General features: G+C 67.2%; 9 protein-coding genes. 8 read left to right on the forward strand and 1 reads right to left on the reverse strand.

What is annotated here, in order from left to right; translation table 11 throughout:
• Positions 1-129: 129 nt before the first annotated feature.
• Positions 130-2,139 carry a TniQ family protein gene (locus tag J8M51_RS07325; RefSeq protein ID WP_086755011.1) on the reverse strand — a complete coding sequence of 670 codons (2,010 nt, stop codon included), beginning with the start codon at positions 2,137-2,139 and terminating at the stop codon, positions 130-132.
• 204 nt (positions 2,140-2,343) lie between these two features.
• Here J8M51_RS07325 and J8M51_RS07330 point away from each other — a divergent pair, with 204 nt between their 5' ends.
• From J8M51_RS07330 to J8M51_RS07365, 8 genes are all read left to right on the forward strand, one after another.
• Positions 2,344-3,165, forward strand: a complete 822-nt coding sequence (locus tag J8M51_RS07330; RefSeq protein WP_256964330.1) for a TnsA-like heteromeric transposase endonuclease subunit — start codon at positions 2,344-2,346, stop codon at positions 3,163-3,165.
• A gap of 17 nt (positions 3,166-3,182) precedes the next feature.
• A complete protein-coding gene (locus J8M51_RS07335) occupies positions 3,183-5,540 on the forward strand; it encodes a transposase (RefSeq protein WP_086755013.1) in 2,358 nt (785 codons plus the stop codon).
• Entirely contained in the window at positions 5,537-6,787 is a 1,251-nt protein-coding gene (locus J8M51_RS07340; RefSeq protein ID WP_086755014.1) for an AAA family ATPase, read from the forward strand. Before J8M51_RS07335 ends, J8M51_RS07340 begins: the two co-directional genes overlap by 4 nt.
• Before the next feature lie 488 nt (positions 6,788-7,275).
• A complete protein-coding gene (locus tag J8M51_RS07345; protein WP_179203027.1) occupies positions 7,276-9,174 on the forward strand; it encodes a TniQ family protein in 1,899 nt (632 codons plus the stop codon).
• Between the two features lie 472 nt (positions 9,175-9,646).
• Positions 9,647-9,796 (forward strand): hypothetical protein, encoded by a 150-nt coding sequence (locus J8M51_RS07350; RefSeq protein ID WP_179203028.1) that lies wholly within the window; start codon positions 9,647-9,649, stop codon positions 9,794-9,796.
• A 141-nt stretch (positions 9,797-9,937) separates the two neighbouring features.
• Positions 9,938-10,795 carry an NPP1 family protein gene (locus J8M51_RS07355; RefSeq protein ID WP_086755016.1) on the forward strand — a complete coding sequence of 286 codons (858 nt, stop codon included), beginning with the start codon at positions 9,938-9,940 and terminating at the stop codon, positions 10,793-10,795.
• A gap of 226 nt (positions 10,796-11,021) precedes the next feature.
• Entirely contained in the window at positions 11,022-14,753 is a 3,732-nt protein-coding gene (locus J8M51_RS07360) for a WD40 repeat domain-containing protein (protein WP_086755017.1), read from the forward strand.
• A gap of 277 nt (positions 14,754-15,030) precedes the next feature.
• A complete protein-coding gene (locus tag J8M51_RS07365; RefSeq protein ID WP_086755018.1) occupies positions 15,031-15,768 on the forward strand; it encodes a hypothetical protein in 738 nt (245 codons plus the stop codon).
• The last annotated feature ends 285 nt before the right edge of the window (positions 15,769-16,053 follow it).

Raw genomic sequence — 16,053 nt, forward strand, 5'->3', positions numbered from 1 at the left:
GCATGGGCCCGTAAAACGAGCCCCGCCCAGCGATCCGCACGACCATGCCATCGGGCGGGCCTGCGACGGACTGACCACCAAGGTCCACTGGCGTCCGACGACCGGTCTTCATGGGCAACTCAGGCTTCTTCAGTGCTGTGCGCGCAGGCAAGCCGCTGTATCAACATGCGAGAAAGGGGCCTCCAGATCACATCGGTCAGCGATCTGGCCTGCGTATCGTTCGAGTCGGTCTCGTAGGACGGACCGGCCGCCCCGTCGTGCGGCCGAGTAGTCGTCCAACTGGCTGACTGTCGCAGTCGCATCCGGCAGTCGTGCGCCGGTTCCATCAGCTCGTATCAGCGGGCTGAAGAGGTGGTCGCCTTCGGTAGCTCGGGTCCACACGATCACTGATCCCACCTTTCGGTGGCGCGGCTCCTTAAGCTGACGGCGCAGGTCGTGGGTGAGCTCCAGCCAGTGGTCGCTCGGGATCTCCCAGCGGGCCAGTCTGTGGCGTCGGCGGGCAAAGTCCGTGCGGGTGGGTGCCTGTTCCATTTCATGCGCGATCTCCTCCACCGCCTCCTGGAACCGCGCCCACGCTGCGTCGGGGCAGCGGCGTCGAAGCTGCCGCAGGGAGGATTGCGCGACGCCTGCGGGCATGCCCAGGAACTGGGCGCAGTTGGCTACCGTGCCGCCGAACACCATCTCCACGAGTTTGAGTGAGGCTGCCCGGCGTACGAAGTCGATGTTGTCGCGCGAGGGGACGGTGAGTTGCGCTGTAAACCCTTGAAAGTGCCGGTGATACCAGGCGAGCGGAATAAGTTGGGGTACGTGCGATGCGCTGAACTCGCTCTCACGCGAGGGCACTCGGAGTCTGCCGATAGCCCTTGGGGACCGTGGCGATGCGAGGAAGCCTCCGCGTTGCGGCGCCAGGGCGCGGGCAAAGGGTTCCGACAGTGACGCATTCTTGAACAGGCTGCGGAATCGGTTGCGATCCAGATGGAAGGCTCTGTCTGCCAGCGTCTGCATGGCGTCGTGCAGTTCGGCGGGGCCGTCGACGGAGCGCAGCTGGTCGGCTTGCAGGAGGAGTGCCGCGCAAGGTAAGGCTTGGGACGGCGGGCCGGCCATCTCTCGGTTCCGTGCTCTGCCAGGTTCCGTGTTCGCCAACTCCCGTCGAATTCCTTCTACGTGGGCGTCGAGGGCGCTACTCATCAAGGAGGGCAACGGTGCGAGTTCCTGTGATGTCGGCCAGGACAGCTTGATGAGTTGTGCGACCGTGATCAGGTCTGCGAAGTAGCCGGAGCCGGTGTGGGCGGGATTCAGTTGGTGCTCGATGCGCTGCTGAAGTGCGAGGTAAGGGACCAGCTGATCGGGCGTCAGCACGGCAGGTGAGGTGTGGCGGTCGGTGAGGTCCGCACCGCAGAGGATGCGGGGGATCGGTGCGGGCTGCATCGCCTCGATGTCGTGATTGCGGCACTGAGCCGGGTGCAGCACGTCGCTGGCGGGGTGGAGCACCAGACTCGCTCGCCCGTGCACGGAGACATTGGTGGGGCGGTGGCACTGAGGGCAGTCGGTTTCGAGCATGCGCCGGTGCCGCGCGCACACAAAAATCACCGGAAGATGCCAGCGCTGGAGCCATGCGCCTCCGTGGGCACGCTGGACCGGACTGTGATCGCCGATGAGGCATGTCGGGCAGAACCGGCTCGCTGCCATGAAGGCCCAGGAGTTGTGCAGCACACGGCCGTCGTCCTGAACGCCTGCCCGAGCCAGCGGGGTGTACGCGGGCGTGAGATGACGTAGCCCAAGCGCTGCGACTTCGTCGGGAGCAAGTCGAGTGGCGGCGGCGAATTGCGCCGACGTGTGGGGGCGCATCGCCACGAGTTGGTGGACGGGGAAGTGTGTGACTCGGCCTTTTCGGTAGGGGGCCAGGCCCGTGAGATGGCCGGTCCTTGCGGGTGATCGCCCGAGGCGGTGTGCCAGGCGCAGAACGTAGCCCGGCAGGGATTCACCGTCCAGCGGTGACAGGCTGCGCGGGAGTGGGTTTCGTGTGGCGCCTTCCATCCTGCTCTGTCTCTTGTCCGCCCTCTCGGATCCTGAGAAGGACGCCCGCCCAGGGTGGTGTGTTGTCGTGCCGCGTCGGTGCGGCACAACACAAGAGATCATCCGCTCGTGCCCTGCACGAGAGAACCAGCCTCACATTCACTCAAACGTATGAATGCAGAAAAGGTGACCGACTCTGGGTGCGTTGCGCGCTCTACCGTGACCGCGCTGGCGACATACGGATCATGAGACAGAGGCCGCTTAGGGATGAAATCGACTGTTTCTGGGGGAGGTTGGCAGTCCGGGCCGTCGGTGCCCCTCAGTGCCGTGTGGTCGGACGCGTGCCTCCTCGAAGACCTTGCAGTTCTGGACACGGGGTTCACAGAGTATGCCCGCGCCCTGGACCTCGACGAGAAGTGGCCCTCGCGCTGGACCGCGACATGGAAGTTCGGCCGCACCCCGGTGACCGGCCCGGTGCGTGACCTGGACAAGGTAGACCTCAGGCGGAGTGTTCCCGTGCGCCGCTTCACCTGGCGCACGGACCAGTTTCACCGCCCTGGGCTCGAGTACCTGATGGCGACGGACCGGCACCACGGTTTCGAGAGCCATGAAGAGGAACGGCTGCTGCTGGTCGCTGACTTCGCCGCTGGCCTGGTGGAGGCCCTGTGCCAGCCGTTCCGGCTCCGGTTCCTCTCCGAAGGCAAGGCGATCCGGCACACCCCGGACTTCCTGCTGGTAACAGAGTCCGGGCTCTTCCTGATCGACGTACGTCCGGCCAACCGGATCAAACCGGAGGACGCACTGAAGTTCGCCGCGACGGCGGAGGCCGCACTGTCGGCGGGCTGGCAGTACGGCGTCGTGGCGGGGTGGCGCCGACATGTGTGGACGAACGTGGACGCGCTCTCCGCAGAAAGGCGTCCGCTGCCTGATGTGCTGCGAATTCAGAGCCAGTTACGGGATGCGGCAGCACAAGGTCCTTTGCCGTTTGGCGAGTTGGTGGAAAGCTGCCGTATCCCGGCGATTGGCCGGGCTCATGCGATCCATCTGCTGTGGCACCGCCACCTCGGTGTGGATCTCTCGGGGCCGTTCGGGGACGTGAGCCTGGTTCGGCTGGCTCCGCAACGGCATCACCGGGAGCTGCCACGGTGAGCACCGCTGTAGATCCCATGTGGAAGCTGGAGCCGGGCACCGAACTGATCATCAGCGGCAGCGCGTGGCGGATCCGGTCCTGCCTGCCCCACCTCGGCCGGGTCACGCTCGTCGACGACGACGGCGAGACGTGGAAGACCTCGCTGAGCGAACTGATCCATCGCCGGGATTGCCGCCCCTCCACCCGGACGCGCACGGACCTGCCGGCCGCGGACCGGGGGCGGCAGCCCAAGGCGATGGACGACCTGGAGGAGTACGAACGCACGATCGTCACGCTCCGGATGGAGCACCTGCGGGAGGTCGAGACGGGCTTTCGCAGCGGCGACCCGCTCGACGCGCTGCCGCATGAACCGCGGCCGCAGTACGACCCAGACACCACGACGCTGACCCATCGCCGCCTGGCGAAAGTAGGGGAGTTACGGAAAGCCGCAGCTGAAGCTCCCGCACAGGCGAAGGCGAACGGGCTGCACCGGGCGAGCCTGCGCACGCTGGTCCGCTGGGACACCGCGCGGGCGAAGTACGGTCCAGTCGGCGTCGCGGACGATCGGTGGCTGCGGGAAGCGACCGGGCACACGATCTCCCCCGAAGTGCGCGAGGCATTGTTCGCGGTTTATGCCGAATCATCGGATCGCCGCTCGAAGCTGACCATGCGGGACAAAGAACGTCTCATCCACCAGTACGTGCGCGAGGTGTTCGACTCTGCGGATGCTGAGCCCACTGACACTGATCCCGCTGACGCTCCGCGGGTGGAGATCCCCGGTTACGACACCCTGCGGGCCATCTGGAAGGAGTGGTTCGGCTCCAACGGAGCGCGGCAGCGCTACGCACGCTCGGCGGCGAAGGCGAAGCAGTACGCGACCGGCCGGCACATCGTGGTGCACCGGCCCGGCCAGGTGGTGGCGCTGGACAGCACCGTATTGCCGGTGAAGGTGCTGGACAACGTGTTCGGCGACCCGGTGTCCGTGTATCTGACGCTGGCCCTGGACGTCTACACACGCTCGATCGTCGCGTTCCGGCTCAGCCTCGTGTCCGACAGCTCGATCGATGTGGCGATGGTGCTGCGGGACATGATGATGCCGCTGCCGATGCGCCCGGACTGGGGCAACGACGTGGAGTGGGCCTACCCCGGCGTCCCCAACACGGTGGTCGCGGAGTTCGCTGGGTACGAGGTCGCCGGACTGCCGTTCTTCCCTCCCGAGACGGTCACCACCGATCACGGCTCCGTCTACCGCAACCACCACCTGGTCGAGGTGCAGCGGGTCATCAAGGCGAACATCAAACCCAGTCGCGTCCTGCGGCCGACCGACAAGCACTCCGTGGAGCGGACGTTCGGCGCCATCAGGTCGCTGCTGTTCGCCCTCCTGCTCGGCTACCAGGGCACAGACGTCGCCGACCGAGGTGTGGACCCGGAGGCCGACGCCTGTCTGACCGTGACGGAGATGGAACACCTCATCGCCACCTGGGTAGTCGAGACCTGGCAGAACCGCCGGTTCGGCTCGTACGCCCCGAGCTGGGACCCGCGCGGCGACCACAGTCCAAACAGCCTGTTCGCGGCGGCGATGTCCCAGGGCGGCTTCGCCCTGCGGATTCCGCCCGCCGAGCTCTACTACCAGCTCCTGCCGCGACATAAAGTCATGATCCACGGCAAGCGAGGCGTGAAGATCAAGAACCTCTGGTACGACGGGGCGGCCCTGGATCCCTACCGCGCCGAGCTGTCCCGGCGCGGCGGGAAGAACAAGAACAAGTACGTCATCCACCGTGACCCTCGCGACCCGTGTTTCGTGTTTTTCCAGGACCCGAATACGCACGACTGGCACACACTGCGCTGGACGGGCCTGCCCGAGGAGGGCGAGGTGCCCGCCTTCAGTGACGCTCGCGTGCGTGAGGCCATGCGGGAACTCCGCAAGAGGGGCCTGGCGCCGAAGGCGGACACCGAACTCCTGCCGGTGCTACTTAAGTTGATCGGCGGCAACATCCCGGTCGAGAAATGGCCCACCCAGCTCTCCAAGCGACAGCGCACCGAGCACGCACGTGAAGTCGCCCAGGCGGCCTCGGCGGCCGCAGACCGCCCCGCGAACGCGGTCAAGAAGGAACCACCGGCGCAGCCCGCCTCTGTTCCCTCGGCGCGGGCCGCTTCCCTCGATGCCAAGGTCGTACCTCTGCGTCCGAAGGACCGCGCCCAGCAAGTACACGATGCGGTGAACAACGAACGCCGGCGCCGCCGTGAAGCCGCGGTCCCCGACCAGTTGCCCACAACCCCCGATCTTTCCGAACGGCTACGCGCTTCAAGCTTGTTGGCGCTGCCGGATGACGACTTCGATGATGACGACGCCACCATCACGGCCGGCGAGGCCGAGGAAGAGGCCAGCCAGTGACCTCGAAGCAGAACCCGCTGTCGTTTCTTCCCGGCCCGGCGGTGGACCGCACCACCTTCGAAGGCTGGAACCGATGGTGCGAGACCCGCAAAGCTTTCGTCCCGGCACCGATCCTCACGGCCCAGGAGTACGCCCGCCTCTCGAAGCGCCAAAAGCGCATCCACGACCTGCACCGCCTCGCGACACACAGTTCCCTGCCTATCCAGGCCACCCCCATGAGCGAACGCGTCGCCCATGCGGTGCTCGCCCGCGTCGAGGACGGCGCCTTCAGCCACAAGGCCGGGACCCGCGGCGGCATCATGGTCAACGGCGACGGCGCCCAGGGCAAGACCGAGACGATCTGCGAGGCCCTGGCCTGCTTCCAGGAGGAGTGGCTGGCCCTCAACAACTACGCGAACCCCGACGCCATGCCCGGCACCCGCGACCTGGTCGCCCCCGTCGCCTATGTACGCTGCCCGGTCAAGGCCACTCCCATCTCCACCTGCCAGCGGATCCTGGACTTCTACGGCGAGGACTACAAGGGCATGCGCCTGGAAGACCTCGTACGCACCGTCAAGACTGCGGTCGTCGAGCACGCCACCAAGGCACTCGTTATCGACGACATCACCCGCCTCAAGCTCCACCGCGAAGCCGACCAGGACGTTCTCGACCTGATCCGCGAAATGATGAGCATGCCCGTCACACTCATCCTCGTCGGCGTCGGCATCCCCACTTCGGGCCTGCTGCGCGAAGGCCGCCGCGATCCCAAGACACAGGAGTGGATCTACAAGCCGGTCGAGGATATCGGCCGCAGTCCAAACGACCACGCCGCCACCCAGCACGAACGCCGCTTCCAGGTCGTCGACCTCGGCCCGTTCAGGTACGCCACGCCTGCAGAGATGGAGGCCTGGATGGTCCATCTCCGGCGTCTGGAAGGCGAGTTGCGGTTGCTGACCAACACCGCCAGCATGCTCACCCAAGGTGACATGCCCGAGTACCTGTTCAACCGCACCAAGGGCGTGGTCGGCATTTTGGAGAAGCTCGTGCAGCACGGCTGCCGCCGTGCCATGGAGGACAAGAGCGAATACCTGACCAAGGACCTGCTCAACCAGTTCACCGTCACCCCCGACGATATGCCCGACCTCGACGCCGATTCCGGCGAACAGCCCAACATCCCGCGCCACGACCCCACGCCGAAGAAGAAGCCCACCGGCCGCATCACCGTGTTCGACGACGACGGTCCGGCTGCCGCCGGCTCGGCGGGGTGACCCGCGTGCAGCGCGGTGTATTGGCCCGGAACGGGAACCACTGCAGGAGGAGTCCTCGCTCGGGATCTTGCTCCGCCTGGCCTACCGACTGCGCCGATCTCCTGCTCGAACTGCTCGCGGAGACCGCCACCGAGTTCGCCCACATGACACGTCTTTCCGTCTCTCAGGTCCAGGACTTCGGTCTGCGCCGTTACGTGGGAATCCTTCCGGCTTTGCGAATGATGCGAGGGAACTCGTTCGGCCAGTACCTTCGCAGCCCGACGGTGACGCATCGCCAATCCACTTCGCACTTTTCCTACCGACTGGCCGAAGAGGCAGGGCCCCTCGCGAACAGGAATCAACGCAGTCCGTCATACGTGGCTCTGAATCGTCGGATCGCGGCCTACGACTGCCTGGCTCGCCATAGTCCGCGGCGAAGGAGCTGACATGCGAATTGAAGTGCCGACCTGGGCCATTCAGACTGCCGTGCCACACCAAGATCCGACCCATTGACGACACGTCCACTGGCACGGAGTCTCGCCCCCCTGCCGGAAGAGTCCCTGCCAGGTCTGCTCCTGCGTCTGGCCTACCGGCTGGATCGCTCACCGGCCAGGATCGCTGCGCTGTGCGGGCTGAGCCGTCACCAACACCGACTGCCCGCGGAGTACTTGATCACCTTGCCCGCAGAGTCCACCGCGGTTCTCGAGGCAGCTGCGTCTCTACGCAAGGGCGAAGCTGACTCGCTCACTCTGTCAGCCATGGCCGCCTCCTACCCGCCGCTGGCCACGATGCGGCTGGGCGGCAGCCGCAACATGGCCTCTGCCCGACGCACCTGGGCCTTCAACCTGTCCAGCCGCTACTGCCCCAACTGCCTGGCCGGGGACGGGAGCACCATCCAGAACATGTATGGCGGCCAGTGGAGACTGCGCTGGCATATCCCGGTCTCCTTCGCGTGCACCACCCACAGCCGTCTCCTGGAGCAGGGATGTCCGCAGTGTGGGGGTCATCCGTACCGGCCCTCGAACACCGAGCGGCAAGGGCTCATCACACAGCGCACGATCGGTGGACTGCACCCGGCTCAGTGCCGCCATCTCCTCGCGTCCGGCCCGGTCGGTGCCGACATCCGGACACCGCTGTGTGCAGCGCGACTCGACCAGACGGCCTGTGCAGCCGAGCAACCGGACAGCGACCTTGTCATGATGCTCGCCCTGCAACGACGCATCGACTGGCATCTGACGCCCACCAAACACTCGCACCCGACCAGCGACAACTACTCAACCTCAGAGCAACATTTCTTTTCCGACTTGATCGCCGCCGCTCAACTCATCCGGCTCAGCTGGCCCGACAGTGCACGTTTCGCCCCTTCGAGCACCGCCGCAGATCTTGTTGCCCGCCACGTTGCCACCTGGAATGCCCTCCGCGAGGACCGCAGCCCGGGCAGGCGCGTCCGTAATGCATGGGCAGCTCCCAACGAACCAGCTGAGAGCGGAGCACTGCTGCTGACCGCTGACACGCTGCTCGCCGACCAGGGCCAGGAAAGTCCGGCTCTTCGCGAGCGGATCCAGCCGCTCGCCAGCGCCGCCTTCTCGCGCAACCAGCCGAACATCAGCGCCGCCTTCCGACGCATGGACGTCTCCCCAGACTTATCAAGGGCCCTGGCCCAGCGATCCCTTGGCTTCAACCGTGCTGGTGGCCACCGCGCCAGACAGCACGTGCCCTCACGCCAGTGCCAATTCGGAATCGAGCATGTCCCCGCTCTTTTGCCGGAAATTTGGATCGAAGCGCATTTCGGCGATCTGACGTCTCTCTGGGACCCCATGGATGTTTGGAAGCCACGCCATCTACGCCGAGTAGCATCCCTCAAGCTCGTCGAAATGGCCGGTGGCGGAACCTGGCCGCGATGCGCCGAGATCCTGGGAATACCTTGGGCCACTGCCCAACGCAGTCTGACCGTACTCAAGCGAAGCCTGTTGCCCGGTGGCCTCTGGCCGCTGCTCGACACGGCGGTCGAGGCCGTCGCTCGGGAACTGGATAATTCCGCACTCCACGTGGATTTCGCTGCTCGTCGTCAGACGCTGAGTACCTGGCAGATCCCTGTCGAGGACCTTGCTGCACTCACGGTAGGCCTGGTCCGCCTTACTGACGTGGAGTCTTCACTGACGCGAGCTGCGGCAACCGCGCTCATATGGGCTCGCGTGACGCAGGGCGACCACCTGCACAGCCCATCGGTGGAAGCACTCCGCAATGCGCAGCAAAGTACGAAGCTCTTGGTCTCAGCCATCGGGCAGTTGCAGACCCCCTGCAACCGCAGAGGAGCCAGACTCCGCTTCTTTCAACGCATCAACGCATATGCCGATGCGAGCTTCCCCGAGTTTCGTAGAGTCCGCGGACTGTCCCGAGCCGGGTGAAGTCGAGTTGCCTGGTTTCAGGCTACAGCCGGAGTGCGGAGTTCGTATTCCACCGGGCTGAGCATGCCCAGCCCGGCGCGGAGTAGGGCTGGGCAGCCGCTCCGAGAGCACCCTGATCCTGTACCAGCTCGCGGCCGCTACGCATTCCACGTCCCGGACGGTCCTTCGGTGCTCCAGCCCTGCCCGCCCGACGCTCTGAGCTTGCCGTACACCGTCACCAGCGCGGGCCTGCTGGGCGTCCTGGTGGACGCGGGCTTGGCCGGCCGAGCGCCATCACCGCGCACACTTCGGACACCTCGCCGACAGCGGGTCGTACACGAATGAGTCGACACCGGCATCTCACCGATCGGCCGCGTGGGAGCGTCACTGGTCGACCCGATTCTGCGTCCACGTCGCCGTCCTGGACGCCCACAAGCACTACGTGCTCGCCCGCTCCCCGAGCCTGCGACCGCACCATGCCGACCGTCTCGACATGCCTCTGACCGTCTCGACGTACCGCTGTACGCCCTTCGGGGCGAGCTACGCCGAGGCCACCGATCGAGGATGCGGCGCGCACGGCGGTGGCAAACTCCCATCCCGTATGCCGCTGTGCTCGCCCTTCTTCCACGCCCTGCCCGGGTGACAGACGAAGCGCGCACCGGATCAGCGGGATTGTTTCCGATGACAAATGGGACATGCGAAACAACATCGCGGTTGCCATCGTCGTTGCACCGAGCCGGATCCGCACAGATGCGGCCCCACCGACCAATGGGAGAGACCGAGCATGTTCAAGGCAGACAAAAAGACGACTGCGTCCCGCTTCCGCAAGGCCGCACTGGTCGCGGGCAGCGCCGCCGCCCTGGCCGTCGGTATCGCAGGCAGTGCGTCCGCCCAGATCCTGCAGCCGTTGAACGCGCAGGCCTCCGCCTTCCAGAGCAAGTACCAGCCGTTCTTCGACTACACGCAGAACAGCTGCTACCCGGCCACCGCCGTCGACGCGAACGGCACCCTCAACGGCGGACTCAACACGACCGGCTCCACCGCCGGCGGCTGCCACACCGACCACCTGGGCCAGGCCAACACCTACGTCCGCTCGGCGTGCGACGCCAACTGGTGCGCGTACATGTACGCCCTGTACTTCGAGAAGGACCAGGGCACCGGCGGCCTCACCGGCCACCGCCACGACTGGGAGAAGGTCGTCGTCTGGCAGAAGCGCGGCGCCGAGACGCCCTCGTACGTGTCCGTCTCCCAGCACAGCGGATACCAGACGAAGGCGTTCAGCCAGACCAACCATGACGGCAACCACGTCAGGGTCGTCTACCACCTGGACGGTGCGACGACCCACGACTTCGTCCTCGCCAACGCCGGACAGGTTCCGCAGGCCTGGGGCAGCAAGCAGTGGGACGCGCCCGACCTGATCGCCATGGACAAGATGAAGGCAAGTCACCCGAAGGCCTTCAACAAGCTGTGGACCTTCGACTGGTCCGGACCGACCGCGGGCACCAGCGCCGACGGCGCCAACTTCCCTCTCCAGGACTTCGGCAGCCACTTTAAGAACGGCCTGGAAACAGCCAGGAAGAGCGTGAACACGGCGGCCAACGCGAACGTCATCCCCTCTTTCAACCCGAACCTCGCGTTCTGACCCCGGGTTTCCCGAGAACACGGCCGCCGACGGGCATGTCCCCGTAGGCGGCCGTGTTCGTCTGCCAGGACGCGCACCGGTTCCCTCGTTCCACGATCGTCCGAGAACTGTCACCAATGCCACATTCCGCGAGGAAAGCTTTCCGGCTGATCACCACGAAGCATATGTTTCCCCCATTGAGAAACCGCTTTCACGGACGTGCCGAGCACGCTGGAAAGGTGAGTCGGTGGGACGTCCGGAAAGAGCACTCGACCCGGCGGCCGGTCCGGTGCAGCGCTTCGCCTCCGAACTGAGGGAAGTGCGCCGCGTCGGCGGGAGCCGCCCGTACCGGGACATGGCCGTAGACGCCGGCTTCTCCATAGCGACCTTGTCGAAGGCGACGGCCGGGGAGCGCCTGCCGTCCCTCGCCGTCGTACTGGGTTATGTCCGCGCGTGCGGGGGTGACCTCGGCGAATGGGAGGCCCGCTGGAAGGAGGCCCAGGCAGCGGTCGCCGGTGAGGCACGGGACGACGAGGACGCGGAGCCCCCGTACCGCGGGCTGGCCCGCTTCGAACCCGGTGACAGCGAGCTGTTCTTCGGGCGGGACCGGCTGGTGGCCGAGTTGCAGGAACTGGTCTGCGAGCATCGGTTCGCCGCGGTGTTCGGCGCTTCCGGCAGCGGCAAGTCCTCGCTGCTGCGGGCCGGGCTGATACCCCTGATGCAGCGGAAGATCGCGGAACGGGGCCGCCCGGCCGTGCTGCGGATCCTCACCCCGGGGGACCGCCCCGTCGCCCGGTTCGGGCACCTGCTGACGCCTGGGGAGGGAGACCCGGAGAGCTGGGTGGTGGTGGACCAGTTCGAGGAGTTGTTCACCCTGTGCCGGGACGAGGCGGAACGGGCCCGGTTCGTCGAGCTGCTGCTGGCGGCCCGCACCCCCGGAAGCCGACTGCGGGTACTGATCGCCGTACGCGCGGATTTCTACGTTCGGTGCGCCGAGCACCGGGACCTCGCCGACGCACTACCGAAGGCGTCCCTGCTGGTCGGGCCGATGAAGGCGGAGGAACTTCGTGAGGTGGTGACCAGGCCGGCCCAGGCGGCCGGTCTGCTGGTCGAACGGGAACTGACCGCGAAGATCGTCGACGAGGTCCTGGATCAGCCCAACGCACTGCCGATGCTGTCGCACGCGCTCCTGGAAACGTGGCGGCGCCGTCGCGGCCGGATGCTGACCCTCACGGCGTACGAGGCGGCAGGAGGGCTACGCGGCGCTGTCGCGGCCACCGCCGAGGAGGCATACGGGCAACTCGACGAGAGCCGACGGCGAACTGCCCGCCGACTGCTGCTCCGGATGATCGAGCCGGGACGGGGCACCGCCGACACCGGCCGCCCGCTCCCCCCGGCCGAGCAGCTGGAATGCGCCGACCCCGACACACCGCCGATCGTGGAACGACTGGTCGGCGCCCGCCTGCTGAGCGTCGACGAGGAAGGCGTCCACCTCGCCCACGAGGCGTTGATCACCTGCTGGCCCCGGCTACACGGCTGGATCGAGGAGGACCGCGAACTCCTTCGCCATCACCGGGCGCTGACCGAGGCCGCGCGCACCTGGCTGGAGCACGACCGCGATCCCGGGACGCTGTACCGGGGCACCCGGCTGGATCGCGCGCGGGAGTTGTTTCCGGCTCACGCGCACGACCAGGCGCTGACCCAGGTGGAACAGGAGTTCCTCAGCGCCGCGTGCGAGGTCCGTGCGACGGAACGACAAGCCGCAGCCCGCTCCTCCCGTCGGGCCAGAACATTCACCGCCGCGCTCTCGACCCTGCTGGCAGTGGCGCTGGTCGCCGGTCTGGCCGCTTGGCGGCAACATCAGGACAACGTCAGGGAGCGCACAGACGAGTCGGCGCGTCGTATCGCCGACGTCGCCGACTCCCTGCGCACAACCGATCCCCGTACGGCGATGCTGCTCGGCATCGCCGCTTGGCGCGTCGCTCCCCTGCCCGAGACACGCCGGGCCCTGCTCGGTGCCCTCGTCCAGCCCGAGCAGGACGCGCTCACCGACCCGGCACCCGGTGACCGCCCCCAGCGGTTCCTCACCGACTCCGGACGAACCCTGCTCAGCATCGACGACCGGACCTGGCGGACCTGGGACGTCGTCACGCACCGCCGCAAGGCCACCGGCCGGCTGCCGGACGGACAGGTCCTCTCGGTCGGTCCGGACGGCCGGCTGCTCGCCCTGGCGGGGAAGCGGCGCACACGTCTGTGGGACACGGCGACCGGGCACTGGACCGGCGCCGCGCTGCCCGCGTCCGAAGCCGTGAACGTCGTCGTGGGCCGACACGACCACCTGGTCACGAACAGGGACAGCGGCCAGATCCAGGTGCGCTCCTCGACGGACGGCAGGCCCCGGTTCACGACCCGCGCCGCTCCGGCGAACGCGGCGCTGAGCGCGGACGGACACGTCGTGGCGGACTGTCCTGCCGGACGCGCCCCGCTGGTCTGGGACACGACGCGGCACCGCACGCTGGCCGGTGCCTGGGAACACGCCGGCGCCCTCTGCGACGAGGACGGCTATGTGACGCTGCTGTTCGACGGTACGACGCGGCTGGCCGCCGTCACCCCGACCGGAGTCCTCGTTTGGGACACCGGGTCGGGACGCCAGGTCGCAGAGCTCGACGACCACGACGTGCGGTATGCCTCCCTGAGCGACGACGGGGCCTTCCTCGCGACCGCCGACGACACCCAGATCAAGGTGTGGCGCCTGTCCGCCCCTGCCGCACCGGTCTTCCGCTACCCCTTGAACAACGCGAACCTCTCCGGCGCCCCGGTCTGGGACAGCGGCCGACACCTCCTGCGCTATCTGGAGGACGGCACCGTTCACTCCGTGGACCTCTCCAAAGCCCTGACCACGGCTTGGCGCGAGCAACCGGTGGATGCCACGCTCCTCAGCCCGGACGGGCGGACCCTGGCCCTCGCCGATCACTCGGGCAGCCGCCACACCTTCCGGTTGCTCGACACCCGGGACGGGCACGTGGTCCGCACACTGCCGACCCCGCCGCTTCCGCCGCCCGTCGCCGCCCTCACGGGCCCGAAGGGACCGGACGTCCTTCCACTGATGGCCTTCTCCCCCGACGGCCACGACTTCGCGTACGGCCTCGCCGTGCCCGCCATGGCCGACGCACCCGAACACTTCACGGTGTGGGACCTCCGCCGGGACCGGGCCCGCACCGTACTCGATCTGGCGGCGCCGTCCGCCACCGACGGAGCACCGGACTCCCTCTCGCTGGGTCCCGGCGCCCGCGCCCTCTACGTCAGCCGCATCACAAGCAGCGAAAACCCGACGTCCGAGGTGTGGGACACGGCACGCGGGCGCAGGACCCCGCTGCTCGGTGAGCCGACCGGAGGGCACTGGGCCGTCCGCCCCGACGGCCGACTTCTCGTCGGCGACAATCGAGTCGCCCGCCTCCCGGCCGGCCCTGTCGTCGCGCACACCCTCGTCGAGAACGGTGAGATCGGCGCCCTTGCCTTCGCCCAGGACGGTTCGCTGCTCGCCGCAGGTGACTCGACCGGACGCGTCGCCCTCTGGGACGGCGACGTGCGCCGTCGCGCGGGCATCCTGCACAACGTCTTCCCCGCCCCGCTCGACTATGTCCGCGAAGGCGTCCGCGCACTCGCGCTGAGCCCCGACCGCCGTACCCTCGCCGTCGCCGGTGACGGGGGTGAGCTGCAACTCTGGGACACCTCCACGCGACAACCCCTCGGCGGCCTGCTCACCACCCCCGGTGACCCCATCGACACCCTCGCTTTCAGCCCCGACAGCACGACCCTGTACGCCGGCAGTGATTACGTTCCATTCCAGCGCTACCCCGTCGACATCACCAGAGCGCTCACCCGGGTCTGTGCTCGCATCGGCGATGCGGAAGTCACCCAGGCGCAGCGGGACACCTACGGGTCCGACATCCCTCTCGGCAAGGTCTGCGACACCTGAGAGCGGAGATCTCGCCCGGAGTGCGAGGCAGGGGCCATCACTCTCCTGAACTGGTTGTTTCCGCTGGTGAAAGAACTCGGTGAACAACCTCCCATGATGCAGGCTCGGTCATGTATCGGTCGGCGGAAGCCGTGTGTCCCCTCTTCATTGAGGACGACCGCGCGCGTGCTCGTGGGCGAGAACAACCGCGTATCGCGCTGAGGTTCCTCAGCGACCCCACCAAAGTACGGAGCGACCAGTGAAGCGACCCCCTTCTGCCACATCCCGATACGGCCGCGTGAGCCGGAGGACCTTCGCGGGCGTATCGGCCGCGGCAGCCGCTGTACTGATCGTCACCGCGACCAGCGCCAGCGCTGAGACCGTCCCCACCGAGCAGCAACTGCTCTCGCAGTGCCACAAGGCGGACTACTGCAAGTTCACCCCGTCGTCGCTGGAGGAGGGAGTCGGCTCCGAGCACCAGGTCGGTTCCACGACGTTCAACTGCGGGGCCAAGGTCCACCGCTCATGGACCTACTCCGAGACCACGTCCCAGTCCACGAACGCCCAGATCTCCCTGAGTCTGTCCGAGTCGCTGCTCGAGACCGCCTCCATCTCGATCACCGAAACGCTCGGCAGGACCTTCGAGAAGTCCCACACCTGGTCCGAGACCTACGACCAGGACATGGCCCCCTTCACCAAGGTCTGGGTCACTCGCGGCACCGGTCTGCAGATCGCCGAGGGCGACTGGGAACTGCACTTCCCGAGCCGTTTCTTCGGCCACTACTACTGGTACGACAAGGGTTACCAGATCAAGGTCGAGGACCCGGACCGCGGATTCGTGTCACTGCACTACAAGACGCTGACCGACCAGGAGATCAACCAGCACTGCCCGGGCGAGAGGCCCGCCCCTAACCGGACGACCTTCTCCAGCACCCGCAGTCTCAAGGGCTTCGGATCGCAGAACGCCAGCATCACCGGCTGGGAACACGTCCGGGACCGGGGTGTGTTCCAGGGAGACAGTCACTCCAGCAGCTGACCCGGAGGCAGAAACCCTGCCCCCACTGCGAGGCCGCTCAGTGAGGGCAGGGACTCATGTGGTGCCGGCCGCCCGGCGATCGAACGGGCCGCTTTCCCGAAGCCCAGGGGAGGCCAGACGTTCCAGACTGCCCCTCCGAACGGCGATGTCGGGGCGTAATCGGAGAAGCCCCGGGGAGCCGGGCCCAGTGCCCGCCGGACGACGTCACGAGGCCTGGGCGCCTTGACGGACGTGGTCGTACCTCGGCGATCAGGACGGCTCTCGGTCAACTATGGCGCCCTGGCA

Origin of the sequence: Streptomyces griseiscabiei (genome assembly GCF_020010925.1) — a bacterium.
GTDB lineage: Bacteria > Actinomycetota > Actinomycetes > Streptomycetales > Streptomycetaceae > Streptomyces > Streptomyces griseiscabiei.